At 72.9% G+C, this 13,728-nt stretch carries 11 protein-coding genes; 1 reads left to right on the top strand and 10 read right to left on the bottom strand.

What is annotated here, in order from left to right:
• Window positions 1-41 precede the first annotated feature (41 nt).
• Complete coding sequence (locus GAS53_RS42335; protein ID WP_151483100.1) at window positions 42-1,130, bottom strand: MerR family transcriptional regulator; 1,089 nt, start codon at window positions 1,128-1,130, stop codon at window positions 42-44.
• A gap of 174 nt (window positions 1,131-1,304) precedes the next feature.
• Here GAS53_RS42335 and GAS53_RS42330 point away from each other — a divergent pair, with 174 nt between their 5' ends.
• Entirely contained in the window at window positions 1,305-2,192 is an 888-nt protein-coding gene (locus GAS53_RS42330) for an ATP-grasp domain-containing protein (protein ID WP_225859424.1), read from the top strand.
• On the opposite strand, the gene GAS53_RS42325 is transcribed toward GAS53_RS42330, so the two are convergent.
• From GAS53_RS42325 to GAS53_RS42285, 9 genes are read right to left on the bottom strand one after another with little or no spacing between them, the layout of a single operon-like run.
• Entirely contained in the window at window positions 2,173-2,781 is a 609-nt protein-coding gene (locus GAS53_RS42325) for a hypothetical protein (protein WP_151483099.1), read from the bottom strand. The two genes, GAS53_RS42330 and GAS53_RS42325, sit on opposite strands and share 20 nt — an antisense overlap.
• Entirely contained in the window at window positions 2,747-3,583 is an 837-nt protein-coding gene (locus GAS53_RS42320; RefSeq protein ID WP_151483098.1) for an FkbM family methyltransferase, read from the bottom strand. Before GAS53_RS42320 ends, GAS53_RS42325 begins: the two co-directional genes overlap by 35 nt.
• Window positions 3,580-3,855 (bottom strand): Trm112 family protein, encoded by a 276-nt coding sequence (locus GAS53_RS42315; protein ID WP_151483097.1) that lies wholly within the window; start codon window positions 3,853-3,855, stop codon window positions 3,580-3,582. Before GAS53_RS42315 ends, GAS53_RS42320 begins: the two co-directional genes overlap by 4 nt.
• A complete protein-coding gene (locus tag GAS53_RS42310) occupies window positions 3,845-4,762 on the bottom strand; it encodes a hypothetical protein (RefSeq protein WP_151483119.1) in 918 nt (305 codons plus the stop codon). Before GAS53_RS42310 ends, GAS53_RS42315 begins: the two co-directional genes overlap by 11 nt.
• A gap of 15 nt (window positions 4,763-4,777) precedes the next feature.
• Window positions 4,778-5,518 (bottom strand): class I SAM-dependent methyltransferase, encoded by a 741-nt coding sequence (locus tag GAS53_RS42305; RefSeq protein ID WP_151483096.1) that lies wholly within the window; start codon window positions 5,516-5,518, stop codon window positions 4,778-4,780.
• A complete protein-coding gene (locus GAS53_RS42300) occupies window positions 5,515-6,837 on the bottom strand; it encodes a condensation protein (protein ID WP_151483095.1) in 1,323 nt (440 codons plus the stop codon). The genes GAS53_RS42305 and GAS53_RS42300 overlap by 4 nt, the downstream gene beginning before the upstream one ends.
• The gene (locus GAS53_RS42295) at window positions 6,834-11,759 is read right to left on the bottom strand and encodes an alpha-(1->3)-arabinofuranosyltransferase domain-containing protein (RefSeq protein WP_151483118.1); all 4,926 of its coding nucleotides are present in this window, start codon (window positions 11,757-11,759) and stop codon (window positions 6,834-6,836) included. The genes GAS53_RS42300 and GAS53_RS42295 overlap by 4 nt, the downstream gene beginning before the upstream one ends.
• Window positions 11,756-12,526 (bottom strand): class I SAM-dependent methyltransferase, encoded by a 771-nt coding sequence (locus tag GAS53_RS42290; RefSeq protein ID WP_151483094.1) that lies wholly within the window; start codon window positions 12,524-12,526, stop codon window positions 11,756-11,758. The genes GAS53_RS42295 and GAS53_RS42290 overlap by 4 nt, the downstream gene beginning before the upstream one ends.
• The gene (locus GAS53_RS42285) at window positions 12,523-13,674 is read right to left on the bottom strand and encodes a glycosyltransferase family 4 protein (RefSeq protein ID WP_151483093.1); all 1,152 of its coding nucleotides are present in this window, start codon (window positions 13,672-13,674) and stop codon (window positions 12,523-12,525) included. Before GAS53_RS42285 ends, GAS53_RS42290 begins: the two co-directional genes overlap by 4 nt.
• Window positions 13,675-13,728: the final 54 nt, after the last annotated feature.

The following is a 13,728-nucleotide window of genomic DNA, read 5'->3' as shown; positions in this document are numbered from 1 at the left end:
ACGGGAAGCTCTCGTTGCCATCAAGGCAGCCCGGGCTGCCCTCAGCTGTTGAGCATCCGGCTCTGGACCCCCACCACATCCGCCACCACACAACTCACGTTGTCCGGGCCCCCGGAGTCGTTCGCTGCCGCGACCAGGGCGGCTGCCGCCTCGTTCGGAGTGGGGTTCGCGGTGAGGATCTCCCGGAGGGTCTCCTCGGAGACGACGCCGTACAGCCCGTCCGAGCACAGCAGATAGCGGTCACCGGCGAGGGCGTCGTGCAGGCGCAGGTCGGGGGTGGGCGCGGGGGCCGACCCGCCGCCCGTCAAAGCCTTCAGGAGCAGTGCGCGCTGAGGGTGGGCCGTGGCCTCCTCCGGCGTCAGCCGGCCCTCGTCGATCATCGACTGGACCACCGTGTGGTCGTGGGTGATCTGGAAGAGGGCGCCGTCGCGCAGAAGATACGCGCGGCTGTCGCCGATGTGGACCAGGGCGAGTCGGGAGCCGGTCCACACCATCGCGGTGAGGGTGGTGCCGATCTCGTCCGTCGGGCCGGCGACGTCCCGGACGGCCTGTGTGGCGCCCTGGACCGCGTCCTCCAGAAGGTTGAGGACGCTTCCGGCGGGGAGCGGCTCGCGGTCGAGGAACTTCAGGGCCTCGACGGCGGCCGTACTGGCGGGCGCACCCCCGGAGCCGAAGCCGTCGGCCACGGCCAGGACGCGGGTGCCCGCATACGCCGTGTCCTGGTTGGACGGGCGGACGAGGCCGGTGTCGGAGAGGGCGGAGTAGCGGAGTTCCAGCATGGTGGTGTCCTCACTCGGGATGGGTCTCGACAGGTGGTCGACGAGGAACGCCGCCAGCTCACGACGGGTCGCGGTCTCCGCCTCGACCCGTGCCCAGAACGCGCGGATCTCCCGCGCGGCGGCCGCCGGCTCGAGGGCGACGACCTGCCGGATCCGGGCCAAGGGCATCCCGAGCCGCCGCAGCCACGCCACCAGGCGGGCCTGCTCCAGCTGCTCGGGTGCGTAGTAGCGATAACCCGTCTCCGGGTCCACCCGCGCGGGGCGCAGCAACTCCAGCTCGTCGTACAGCCGAAGCGCCTTCGGCGACAGCCGGCATGCCTTCGCGAAGGCCCCGATCGTCAGCATCTCCATGCGCGCACCCCCGTGAGCGGTCGAGCGGCCAGTCGGTCGTTCCTCGTCTTGCCGTCCATGCTGTGGCTTCACCGAAGGTGAAGGTCAAACGCCTTGATCCGGTTCCCCGGCCTGTTGTTGGCTGACGGACGGAATCACGATGTTGACGACGATGTACACGCAGAGGAGCCCGCCGTGGCACGCACCGCCGCCGCCCGTATCGCACTCGTCACCTGCCGGGAGGTGCGGGACAGCGGTTACGACCGCGACCTGCCCGTTCTCGCGGCGGCGGTCGAGCAGGCCGGGGCGGACGTCGCTGTCGTGTGCTGGGACGACCCCGCCGTCGACTGGGACGGCTTCGACCTCGCCGTCATCCGCTCCACCTGGGACTACAGCTGGCGGGCCGCCGAGTTCGTGGCGTGGGCCGAGCGGTGCGGGGCCAGGACGGCGCTCGCGAACCCTGCGGACGTCGTGCGGTGGAATACCGACAAGCGCTACCTGGGTGACCTGGCGGCCGCCGGTGTGCCCGTCGTCGACACCCGCTACCTCGCTCCGGGCGACCCCGCCGACCTGCCCGCCGACCGTGAGTACGTCGTCAAGCCGGCCTCGGGGGCGGGGGCCCGGTACGCCGCCCGCTACACGCCCGAGGAGCACGAGGCCGCCGTACGGCACCTGGAGCGGATGCACACCGAAGGGCTGACCGCGATGGTGCAGCCGTACGTACGGAGCATCGACACGGCGGGCGAACGGGCCCTCCAGTTCTTCGGCGGGCGTTTCCTCCACGCCATCCGCAAGGGTGCCGTCCTCGAACCCGGCACGGCGTACGACGAGGACAAGGTCCCGCACCCGAACCTCCGGCCCTGGGAGCCGACTCCGGTCGAACTCGCCGTCGCCGAACGGGCGTTGGCCGCCGTACCGGGCGAACCGGACCTCCTCTACGCCCGCGTGGACCTGGTGGACGGCGACGACGGGGCACCGCGCGTCATGGAGCTGGAACTCGTCGAGCCGAACTTCTTCCTCTTCCTGCACCCGGCCTCGGTGCCCGTCGTCGCGGAGGCCGTCGTCAAGGCTGCTGACCGCTGACGGCCACGCGCTGCAGCAGTCCCCACGTGAACTCCGCCACGCACTCCCGCCGTACGCCCGCCCCGTCGACCGCCGCGAACTTCAGCCCCCATCGCGTCGGCGCCGTCCCCTCCAGCGGCCGGGCGGGCGCGAAGGCGCGGGCCGCCTCGTCGACCGTGCAGGACCAGGGCGTCAGGTCGTCCAGGGTGCGCAGTTCGGGGGACGGGGCGCCCGGCGCGCGGACCAGCCACTCGTTCCAGACCACGCCGTTCGGGGCCACGAGCACTTCGAAGCGGAGGTCCGGCCAGAGGGGGACCGCCCACAGGAGCGCCTCGCAGGACAGGTCGCCGATCTGGCGCGGAGTGACCGATTCCGGTTCGCCCAGGATCGACCGGTAGCGGGAGAGCGCTGCCCGGCCCCGCGGCGCGTGCCGCATCGCCTGCCAACGGCGGTTGGCCTCGCGCATGTCGGCGATCGAGGCGCCCAGCGTGTGGCGGGCGTCCTCGACGAGGTCGGGGTTGTGGTCGGCCATGCGGCGCAGCAGGACGAGCTGGAAGTCGAGCGGGGTGAAGGGGCTAGCGGGTCGCTTGGCGGGAGGCATGTGTCCCATCGTGGCGTACGTGTGCCGCGTGGCGTGCGTCGCCCGGGCGGCGGCCGTCCGGGAGGAAGAGTACGGAGTTCACGTACCGGACGTAGCCCTGGCCGCGGAACGGCAGCACCCGGCGCAGCAGGCCCTGGGAGACCACGTGCGAGGCGCTCTCCTGGTGGGCCTCCAGGTCGAAGGAGGACAGGGGGAGCCAGGTGTCGCCCGGCAGGACCCAGCCCTCGTAACCCCGCTCGGCGAGGAAGGAGACGACCGGTTCGATCGGCTGGATACGGGCCTCCAGCTCGATGAACAGGGCGGGGCGGTCGCGGGTGAGGAGGGTGGTCGCGCCGCGCAGGACCGCCAGCTCGCTGCCGTCCACGTCGATCTTGACGAAGCCGACGTCGTGGAGGTCGAGGCTGTCGAGGGTGAGGCAGGGGACGTCCAGGGCGCGGGCGTGGATGTCCCGGCGGACCAGCGACGAGACGCCCCGGTCGCCCTGGTCGCCGGGCGGCAGCCAGAGGCGGGCCGTGCCCCGGTGGTCGCTCGCGGCGGCCTGCACCACCCGGACGTTCCCGGGCGTCGCCGCGGTCAGCAGCCGGGCCAGGTGCGGGACCGGCTCGACCGTCACCACGCGGCGCGCCCGGTCCGACAGGCGGCGTGTCCAGGGGCCGTACCAGCCGCCGACGTCCACCGCCGTGCCGCAGCCGGGCGGGCAGAGGTCGCCGAGCCGGGCCAGTTCGGGTTCGAAGCGCGGGTAGACGAACCGGGCGGCCGCGGCGACCAGCCGGACGGGGACGAAGGGTGCCAGACGGGCTGCCAGGGTCATGGGGACATCCCGGGGGTCTGGGGCCCGCGGCGGGAGCCGCTGATGTCACTGCCCCCAGTAATACGGAGCAGGAGCTCGTCGTGTTCGTCCTCGGTCACCTGCTCGCCCGAGGACGGGAGGAGCTGCGGGATGCCGTCGACGATCGGATAGCGGCGGTGCAGGCGCGGGTTGTAGAGGGCCTGGTCCTCGGCCACTTCGGGCGCGAGGAGGTGCAGCGGGCCCTTGTCCAGCGGGCACGCCAGTATCTTCAGCAGCGGGTCGTCAGGGTTCATGGCTGGTCAACTCCCTTGTGGGGGCTGGGGGTTGGGGCTTCGGCGGTGGGTCGTGCTTCGGCATTGCGAGGAGTACGGAGACCGCCAGCGCCGTACCGCCGATGCGCAGCGCGAGCCGCAGTGGGTCCTCGGGCAGCGCCTCGCCGAACGCGAGCGTGCCGAGCACCGCCGTGAACAGGCAGGTCACCGTCGTGCAGACCGGCACGATCAGCGAGGCCCGGCAGCGCTGCAGGGCCGCCTGCGACATGATGAGGCCGAACGCGCCGGTGAAGAGCAGGAGATAGGGGTACGGAGAGCGCAGCAGGTCAAGTACCGCCGCGCCCAGGCCACTTGTCGTCAGGTAGCTCGACACGCCCTTGATGGCCAGCGAGCTGACTCCGTACAACAGGCCCACGGCCACGCCGTATTCGACGCCCGCGGTCGGCATGCGGTGCCGGTGGCGGGCGCGGCGCTCGGCGGATCCGTACAGCCAGACGCCCAGCGCGAGTGACGGGACGCAGACGAGGAGGATCAGCGGGGCGGGGGCGCTGCGGCTGACCGTGTCGGAGCCCTCCTTGAGGGAGAGGACCACCATGAGCAGGGCGGCGATTATCGCGCCGAGTGCGTACCGTTCGCGGCCCGAGGTCTCCTCGCCGAGGAGGACCGAGGAGAGCAGCACGAGGAGTACCAGGCCGGAGACGAAGATGCCCTGAGCTGCGGCGATCGGCAGGGTGCGGTAGACGACGAGCTGCGCGCCGAAGCCGGACGCCAGGGCGAGGGAGCCGCCGATCCACAGCGGACTGCCGAGGACCAGCCGCAGAAGCCGGGCGGGCTGCCGGACGGTCACCACGGGCATCGCCGCCAAAGCCCGTTTCTCCAGCACGAATCCGGTGCTGTAGAGCACGTTCGCCAGCAGGGCCGCGGCCACTCCCCACCACATGGTCTACGTCCTTCGTGCGTGCAGGAGCAGGATCGAGGACATCGACGGCACGGCGCATGCCAGCCGGTCCAGCGGGCGCAGCGGCCGCGGTACGCCGTGGAAGGGCGCGCCCCTCAGCCGTACGACCTCGAAGCCCGACGCGGTCACGAACTCCCTCAGCGCGCGGGCCGTGTAGAGCCGCAGATGGCCCACCACCTCCGTGCCGGGGCGGCCGTGGATGGCGCGCAGGCTCACCTCGGAGAAGACGGGCTGGACGCCGGCGAGGAGCAGGGCGCGGTTGTACCAGGCGGCCAGGTTCGGTGTGGAGAGCATGAGATGACCTCCGGGGCGGAGGATCCGGTGGATCTCGTCGAGCGCCGCGTCCGGGTCGACGAGATGCTCGACGACCTCGCTGAACAGGACGGCGTCGGCGGAGGCGGACCTGAACGGCAGCCCGCCGTCGGTGAGTTCGCCGCGCACCGCGTACGGGAGACGGGCGTGGGCGCGTCTGAGCGCGTCCTGGGACCAGTCGACGCCGATGATGCGGTGACCGGCGAGGAGCGGTGCCGCCGTGGCGGCCGCGGTGCCGTCGCCGCAGCCGATGTCGATGACCGTACGCGGACCGGCCGAGGCGGGGCCCAGGGCGGCGGCGAGCATCCGGGCCTGGCGGAGGCTGCGGGACGCGCCGGAGGCCACCGGGACGGCCGGGTCCTCGTAGAAGTCCCGTAGCCCGTGCGGGGGTCGGCGGGGCGGAGCCGTGGTCATGGGGCACTCTCCGTGGCGTGTTCCGTCGCGTGCAGGTAGTGCTCGAAGAGGTCGCGGAGGTGGCAGCCGTCCCCGTGGCTGAGGAGGGTGCGCGACCAGCGGAACGCCACGTGCAGGCGGCCCGCCGTGGACGCCGTCGTGACGGTCAGCCCGCGCGGCATACGGGCCGGCGCCGAGAACCACACCGCGTGCGCGCGTCCCGCCCCCTCGCCGAAGTCGAGGGCGTACGGGATGCGGCCGATGTTGCTCAGCAGCGTGGTCGACGTCCAGGGCCCGGCGGCCTTGCGCAGCCCCCTGGTGAACGCGGCCCGCCAGGCCACCGGGACGACAGGAGCCGTCAACAGGGCTGCGCCGTGGCCGAGTTGGGGCCTGGTCTGCGCCTTGAGCGCACGGGTGCGTTCCGCTGTGCGGCGCAGCAGGGCCGTCATGTCCGAGGCGTCCAACTCCTCGGGAGCGAAGGGGACTTCGACGAGACGCGTTCCGTTGCCGATGGGCATGTCCGTGCCGCGCGGGCGGTCGTCCACCGGCATGGTGATGCGCAGCGGGCGCGGGTGGGCGCCGTGCTCCCGGTTCCAGTGGGCGATCATCAGCGCGGTGGCCGCCATGAGCTGGTCGTTCACGGTGTACGGGGAACCCTTGGGGCGGCGCGGGACGGCGAACTCGGCGACGAGCATGCCGTTGCCCGGGGAGGGCTCGGGGGCGCCGTGGGCCACTCGGGCGGGCGGCGCCCAGGTGGAGGGCATATCGACGGCATCCGGGACCTCGGGCGTCGTACGCGTCGGCGGTGCCGCGGGGGAGTTGTCCCGGCCGCCGTACAGCTCGGCGGCGGTCGCGAGGACCCGTAGACAGGCCGGGCCGTCGAGGGCGGTGTGGTTGATGGTGAGGAAGAGGACCGTGTCGTCGGCCTCCGGATCGAGGACGACCTCGAGGCGGATCGGCGGCGAGGCGGACAGCGGCGGGGCGTCGCGCAGCGCCCGGTCGCGGGCGTGCTTCAGCGCCTCCCGGTCCGGCGGCGGGAAGAGCACGACCTCCACGTCCGGGTCCGGGGTCAGCTCCCACTCGTACCGCCGCCCGTACCAGGGGCGCGCCGCCTCCCGCATCAGGATCCGGGGATGGCGGCGCAGGGCCCCGGTGAACGCCGTCCTCAGCCGGTCCGGGTCGAGGCGGCCCGGCAGATGCACCTCGATGTGGACGGTCTCCGGTTCCTCCTCCTGGAGGCAGTGGCGGGCGACCTCGTCCACGACGGGGAACGGGATCCGGCCGGGCGGTGGTGCGGGGCCGTCCGTGCCGTTGCGTGCCGGGTGGTCCAGCGTGGTCATGTGGGTTCGCCTTCCCCCGTCTCTTCGGAGCGGGCCGGCCGCTTGTCCTCGGGCGGCGCCGGCCGCGTGTCCTCGGGCCCGGCCGCCCCGGCATCTTCGGGCATGGGCTCCCCGGCTTCCCCGGGTCGAGCCGCCTTGGGGTCTTCGGGCCGTGCCGCCCCTGCCGCCTCGGGCTGTGTCGCCCTCGGCTCCTCGGGCTGTGTCGCCTTGAACTTCGGCTTCCGGAACGGGATCCGGACCGTGGGCGGATCGGGCTCGCGCTGCGCGGATCCCGGCCCGCGGGCGGAGACGGTCGGGCCGGACTCCACCTTCGGAGCGGGCGGCGCCTCGGTCTCCTCGGACCTGGGCCCGAGGCCCTGCTCCGGTGCGGCACCGGACTTCCCCGGCGCCGCAGCGGGCTCCGGCGACGGCCCTGGTTGCGGCGGTGCGCCGGGTACGCCCGGCGGAATTGACCCTCCGGGTGCGGGCGGCGGTGCGCCGGGCGGGAGCGACGACCCAAAGGGTGGGGGCGGCGCCTCAGGCATCCCATGTGCCTGCGGCGACCCGGCCAGTCCGGACATCCCGTGTGCTGCCTCAGGCTGCCGAGGCGAGCCGGGCGCCCCCGGCCCCGCGTTCTCTCCCCGCCGCCGCTGGGGCAACGGCTCGGTCGGCGCCTCGGACCCGGGCGCCGGGGGTGGCAGTACTCCGGGAGCCGAAGAAGGGTGTGCCCCTGGTCCCGGGGGCGGCAGAATCCCTGGCCCGGGAGGCGGCGGCGCCCCCGTTCCCGGACCCCCGTTACCCCGGCCCCCGTTACCCCGAGCTCCGTACGACGCTTCCCCCACCGACACCAACCCGGCGAACAGGCCGATCAGCGCCAGCAGTTGGGCCGCCTGACCGAAGGACCCCGCGCCCTCGGGAGCCGGCTCCCCGGCCCCCGTCGCGGCAGCGATCCCGGCCCCCGCGAGCGCGAGGAAGGCGATGGGTACCAGCAGGGCGTGCCGCCGCCAGGCGAGCAGCGCCAGCACCGGTACCAGCAGCGCGAAGAACCCGGCGATCACGATCCCGACCAGCGTGAGGGCCACCGTGCCCAGGATCAGGCCGGGCGGAGGCGGCACCGGCGAGGGCTCGTCGACGTTGGGCGAGCGCCGCCGGAACAGCACGAGTCCCGCGAGCGCGAGGACCGCGACACCACCGCCGATCAGCCCGGCCTCATACAGCCCGGACGGCTCGTACGAGAGCTTCACCGTGCCGCCCGCGCCCGCCGGGATCCGCCAGCCCTGCTGCCAGCCGTCGAGCCGTACGGGGTTGAGCTCGCGGCCGTTCAGCGTGGCCTTCCAGCCGTCGTTGAAGTTCTCGTACGTCGTCAGGTACGAGGCCGCGCCCGAGCCGACGGTCACCTCGCGGCGGTCGCCGAGCCAGTCCCGTATGCCCAGTTCACGGTCGAGCGCGGTGGGCGTCGTGAGCGTGCCGCGCGTGAGGGTCACGTCGGTGACGGCGAGGGGTCCCGCGTCACCCGCCTCGACCCGGTGCGCGCCCGAGTCGAGGGACAACTCCGGGTTCGCGCGCCCTTCCTGGCAGAGCGTCAGCTCGATCGGCCGCCGCTCCACGAGATCCCGTACGGTCCCCTTCGCGCTCGTCTCGTACAGCTCGTCGTCGACGGCGAGCGTCGGACCCTGCCCGCACGGGACGTCGAAGGTGCGGGAGGCCCGGGGCTGCGGGGTGCGGTACTCGTCGAGGGCGGGGACGTACGCCTCGGTCAGGCCGACCGGCAGTTGCAGGTCCTCGTCGGCGAGCGGGTTGTGGACGGTCATGGGGGCCGTGTCGGTGATGGTGATGTCGAGCCGGTCCGTGGTGATCGGGTCGAAGCGGACGGCTCCGGTCTCGTCGACGCCGGCGATCGCCGCGCCGTCCGGCGAGCTGATGTGGACCTCGGTGGGCCGGGCGGAGAGCCCGCCGGCCGGGGCCAGGACGATTTCGCCGACGGGCTGTTTGCCGGGCCAGCGCAGATGAATGGTCGGGTTGTCCCCGGCGATCCAGGCGGTGGTCAGGTTGCCGTCGGTGAGGTTGCGCGGCGAGAGTCCGGTGCCGAGGAGGGCCGTCGAGTCGGCGGTCGCGGTGATCCGGTTCCGCTGGTCGGGCGCGACCTCGTAGAGCAGTTGGTCGAGCGCGTCGCCCGGGATCGGGACCGCGCTCGCCTTCACCTCGTACGTGCCCGCAGACTCCGAGGTCCAGCGGCGGTGCAGTCCGGCCTCCGTGCCCGTCGGGGAGAAGCCACCCGGGTCGGCGGGGCGGTGCAGCGAGACGACCTCGGCGGCCGCGTCGGTGCGCTCGGCGTCGGTCGGGAGCCGCAGCAGGCGGGTCACCTGGACGTCGGGAATGCTGATCTCGGAGAAGCCCGCGCCGGACAGCCCGGAGTGCCGGGCCGCCGAGTCGACGATGGTGATCCGCAGCCAACTCGTCTCCCCGGCAGGGGCCTTGATGCGCTGCCGGGAGCCGTCGGCCCGGAGGTAACTCGTCGCCGAGCCGCGCTCCGTCTCCACCCGCACCCGCGTCGGCGCCGCCCGCACACTGTCCTGCGGCAGCGGCGTGACCCGGATCGACGACGGGATGTCCGTCTTCTCCGTGAAGCCGATCCGCAGCCACTGCCCGTCCGCCGAGTCTCCCGCGCCCTCGGCCCACGCGGTGTTCGGATTGCCGTCGAAGGCGTTCACCGGGTCGTACTGCGGCAGATGGAACAGCCAGTTGCCGCTCGACGACGCGGTCACCGAGCGCGCGCCGCGCAGCTCGGCGACCGTCTGGTGCTGGATCCCCTCTGTCGGCAGGATCTGGTGCGGCTTCTCCCCGGCGTCCTGGAAGCTGTCGGAGTGATTGCGTTCGTCACGGGTGTACGTGTACGAGGTGTTGGCGTTGACCAGGCCGAATCTTGTGTCGGCGCGTCGCAGCCCGTCGCCCACCACCTGGAGTTCGGGGGCGCCGAGGCCGGGATGGTTGTCGCCGGTCAGTACGGCGGCCCGGTCCCGCATCGTCGGGTCGGCGGACATCGGCAGCAGCGCCTCGGGGCCGCCGGACACGACGGCCGTGTCGGCGACCGCCTTCAGCCCGGCCTGCCCGGGCCGGGGCACGTCCGGGCTCGCCGGCTCGTAGATCTCGACGGCCCGCTGCCGCGGATACAGCCCCTCGATCTGTAGGGGGGTGTCCTCCGCGATGCGCCCGCCCGTCGTCACTGGGCCGAAGCCGGTCACGCGCCGGTAGCCCGACTCCTCCAGGGTGCGCTTCACGGTCGCGGTCGGTACGTAGCCGAGCTGGTCGGGGTCGAGGTCGTTGCGTACGACGACGTAGTGGAGGCCGGCCCGGCTCAAGTAGTCGGCCAGGCCCGGGACTTCGCCGCCCGTCAGCAGGGACTGCTCGACCGCGTCCATCGCGCGCCGGTTGCCGGCGGTGCCGAACGGCACGTAGTCCCGCTGGGCCCAGCGGGAGTCGGCGAGCACGTCGAGGGGCTGGTCGATGGGGGAGCCCCAGGTGTAGATGCCGTGCGCGGTGGCCGGCACGACGAGGGCGCGGGAGTCGGGCGAGTACCGCTCCAGCCAGTTCGCCGTGGACTCCCAGTACTTGGGGAGCTGCTGGAACGAACCCGGTTGCAGGATCGACCCGTTGAGATAGGGCCAGGCAAGTCCGGGGAGTACGAGGATCGCCGCGATCAGGGCGACGTACCTGCGGCCGCGTACCGGACGGGCGCCGCGCGCCTGGGAGGCGACCCCGACCAGGTGCATCAGCCCGAAGACCAGCGCGAGGGCAAGGCCCGTCTGGAACTTGTAGATGTTGCGGAAGGGCACGAGCCCGCCGTCCAGCCAGTCCTGGACGACCCCGTGGAAGGGTGCGCCGAACGAACCGCCGTACCCGGCAAGGGTGATGAGCGCGACCGACAGTACGGTCAGCACGAGCCAGCGCCGCTCGGGCATGTCGCGGCGGGCCAGCCCGGCGAGACCGAGCCCCGCCGCGAGCGTCGAGGAGACGATGACGATCACCGAGGTCGCCACGGTCCAGCCGGCGGGCAGCCAGGCCTCGCCGAAGTGCAGATACGCGACCCAGTTCCCGCCGCCGCGCAGGGTCTCCGTCGCCGACATGGTGTCCGTCGTGGTCTGTGAACTCTCCACGTACGGAAGGAAGTTCTCGCCGTAGATGCCCAGCATCAGCAGCGGGACCACCCACCAGGCGGTCGCCAGGATCACACCCGGGATCCACCAGGCGATCAGCTTGCGCTGCCGGGGGCCGCGCGGACGGGACAGCAGATACAGCCCAACCGGCAGTAGGGAGGCCAGCGTTGCCGCCGCGTTGACGCCGCCCATGAAGGGGATGATCAGCGCCGAGCGCAGGGCGGCGACCCGGGCGCTGTAGCGGTCGTTCGTCAGGGGCAGCAGCACCCAGGGCAGTACGGCGCCGGGGAGCGCGGCCGCCGAGGTCGAGCCGACGACGATCGTGAACACCGGCCACAGCGCGTACGCCACCGCGCCGAGCAGCCGGGACGCGCCGCTGCCGATGTCCAGCCGCTCGGCGAGCCGCAGTGCGCCCCAGAAGGCGGTGGCCACAACAAGTGACAGCCACAGCCGCTCGGCCAGCCACACCGGGATGTTGATCAGCTCGCACAGGCCGTAGTACGGCAGCATCGGGAAGGCATAGCCGACGTACTGGTCCGCGATACCGCCGAAGCCGCCCCGGTCGTGCCACAACTGCCCGAGATCGGACAGGAACTGCCACGGGTCCAGCGCGACGCCGAGCTTCGTCTCGAAGGTCTGCCGACCGGGGTCGACGGCCAGGAACAGCACGAACACCACGGCCCAGAACCCCAGCAGCCACCGCCGCGACCGCGGCCCCTCCGGAGGGCCGGGTGTGGCGGGCAGGGGCCGGGTGGGCGCCGGGGGAGGGGCCTGGACCGTGCTGGTCATGGACACCGCCGGAGGATGAGGAGGAGGTTCCAGGTGGCGAACTCGCGCAGTCCCGGCGCCTTCGCGACGGTCTCGGCGAGGAACGGCCAGTAGCGGGAGCGCGCCGAGACGACCGTGACGTCGTCCCGGGCGCGCACCTGCCGCAGGGTGGTTCCGATGTGTACGGCGAAGAGGTTCTCGCCGAGGGTGTGCTTGGCGGGCTTGCCCGTACGACGCTGGTAGCGGGCGCGGGCCCGCTCGGCGCCCAGGTAGTGCCAGGGCGCCCACTCGTGACCGCCCCACGGGGACAGCCAGTTGGTGAACGACACGTAGATCAGACCGCCGGGCCGGGTCACCCGCACCATCTCGCTGAGGAAGGTCTGCGGATCGTCCACGTGCTCGAGGACGTTGGAGGAGAAGCAGACGTCGGCGACTCCGTCCGCGAGCGGCAGCAGATACCCGTCGGCGACGACCGACCCTTCCGGCGGCTTCGGTCCCAGTTCCCGCATGTCCGGCTCGAAGAGATAGCCCTGCGCGCCGCGCCGGCGGAACTCCTCGGTGAAGTAGCCGCCCCCGCCGCCGACGTCCACGACGGTCCGGCCCTTCACCGGACCGTCGTACGCCTCCACCTGGTCGGCGGCGTCCCGGGCGAGCAGCGAGTAGCAGGCCTCCGGGTCGTCCTGTTCATGGCGGAAGGCACGGAAGAGGGCCAGGGAGCGGCGTATCGAGGGGTCCTTGAGACCCGTACCCGCACCCGGACCCGTCTTCTTCCCCCGAGCGGTCGTCATGGCGTCCAGCTCCTCACCGCCTCCGCCGCCACCGCTCTGAACTGGCGGACCGTGCGGTGCCAGCGGTACTGGGCGGCGCGGTCACCGGCCGCCTTGCCCATGAGGGTGCGGCGGTGGGTGGACAGGGCGAGCGTGCACCAGGCCGCCGCGAACGAGGACTCGCCGCGGGCCAGCAGACCCGTCTCGCCGTCCACGATCGAGTCGCGCAGGCCGGGTACGTCGAAGGCGATGGCCGGGGTCTCGCGGGCCGCCGCCTCGGTGACCACCAGGCCCCAGCCCTCGACCGCCGAGGGGTGCAGCAGCAGCCAGGCGGCGCAGAGCAGGCGGTGCTTCTCCGCCTCGGAGACATGACCTTTGAACTCGACGCCCGGACCCGCGAGTTGTTCGAGGCGCTCCCGCTCGGGTCCGTCGCCGACGATCACCAGACGGCCGCCGGTGACCGGGCGGACCCGCTCCCACAGCCGCAGCAGCAGATCGATCCGCTTGTACTCGACGAGCCGTCCCATCGCCAGGAACAGCGGTTCCGGCGAGCGTTCGGCCGGCGGGCCCGGCTCCTCGACGCCGTTGTGGACGACCCGGATGCGCTCGCGCTCGACCCCGATCGCGCGCAGCGCGTGTGCCGTCGAGGGGGAGACGGCGACCAGCAGACCATGGCGCTGCGCGCCCGCGAGCGCCCAGTGTTCGAGTCTTCGGCCGAGCCGGGCGGCGGGCGCCAGCGGGCCGCCGAACCGCATCCGCCACAGGTCGGTGTGCACATGGTTGACCAGGCAGAGGGTCGGCCCGTGGTGCCACAGCGGCGCCAGGTAGGGCATGCCGTTGCAGACCTCGACGAGCAGATCGCAGTCGCCGACCTGGCGCTGGAACGCCGAGCGGGCGCGCAGATAGTGGCCGAGATCGCCACCCGCCGACACGACACGGTAGTCGCGGTAGGCGGCCGGGCCGCCGCAGAGCAGGGTGACCTGGTGGCCGAGGTGGGTCAGGCCCTCGGCGAGTCTGTCGACAAGGAGTTCCGATCCGCCCGCGGCCTCGTTGCCGAAGTCACGACGGGCGAGGAAAACGATTCGGCGCGGCTGTGGGGGGAGCGCCGGGTGTCGCTGCGCGGAGCGGGGGAAGGCGGCGCGCAACGACGAAGGCACGTGCTGGGGCATGGGTGCTCCAACTCGTCTCGGGGTGCGGAACCAGCGTGGGGGTGGGGGGTGGGG

The organism is Streptomyces albicerus (assembly GCF_008905045.1).
GTDB classification, from domain to species: Bacteria; Actinomycetota; Actinomycetes; order Streptomycetales; family Streptomycetaceae; genus Streptomyces; species Streptomyces albicerus.
This window is presented reverse-complemented; position numbering and strand designations above follow the sequence as displayed.

What these genes read in the sequence shown, in the direction of transcription:
- GAS53_RS42335 (WP_151483100.1), bottom strand. Translation starts at nt 1,130, where the DNA reads ATGGAGATGCTGACGATCGGGGCCTTCGCGAAGGCATGCCGGCTGTCG.
- GAS53_RS42325 (WP_151483099.1), bottom strand. Translation starts at nt 2,781, where the DNA reads ATGGGACACATGCCTCCCGCCAAGCGACCCGCTAGCCCCTTCACCCCG.
- GAS53_RS42320 (WP_151483098.1), bottom strand. Translation starts at nt 3,583, where the DNA reads ATGACCCTGGCAGCCCGTCTGGCACCCTTCGTCCCCGTCCGGCTGGTC.
- GAS53_RS42315 (WP_151483097.1), bottom strand. Translation starts at nt 3,855, where the DNA reads ATGAACCCTGACGACCCGCTGCTGAAGATACTGGCGTGCCCGCTGGAC.
- GAS53_RS42305 (WP_151483096.1), bottom strand. Translation starts at nt 5,518, where the DNA reads ATGACCACGGCTCCGCCCCGCCGACCCCCGCACGGGCTACGGGACTTC.
- GAS53_RS42300 (WP_151483095.1), bottom strand. Translation starts at nt 6,837, where the DNA reads ATGACCACGCTGGACCACCCGGCACGCAACGGCACGGACGGCCCCGCA.
- GAS53_RS42295 (WP_151483118.1), bottom strand. Translation starts at nt 11,759, where the DNA reads ATGACCAGCACGGTCCAGGCCCCTCCCCCGGCGCCCACCCGGCCCCTG.
- GAS53_RS42290 (WP_151483094.1), bottom strand. Translation starts at nt 12,526, where the DNA reads ATGACGACCGCTCGGGGGAAGAAGACGGGTCCGGGTGCGGGTACGGGT.
- GAS53_RS42285 (WP_151483093.1), bottom strand. Translation starts at nt 13,674, where the DNA reads ATGCCCCAGCACGTGCCTTCGTCGTTGCGCGCCGCCTTCCCCCGCTCC.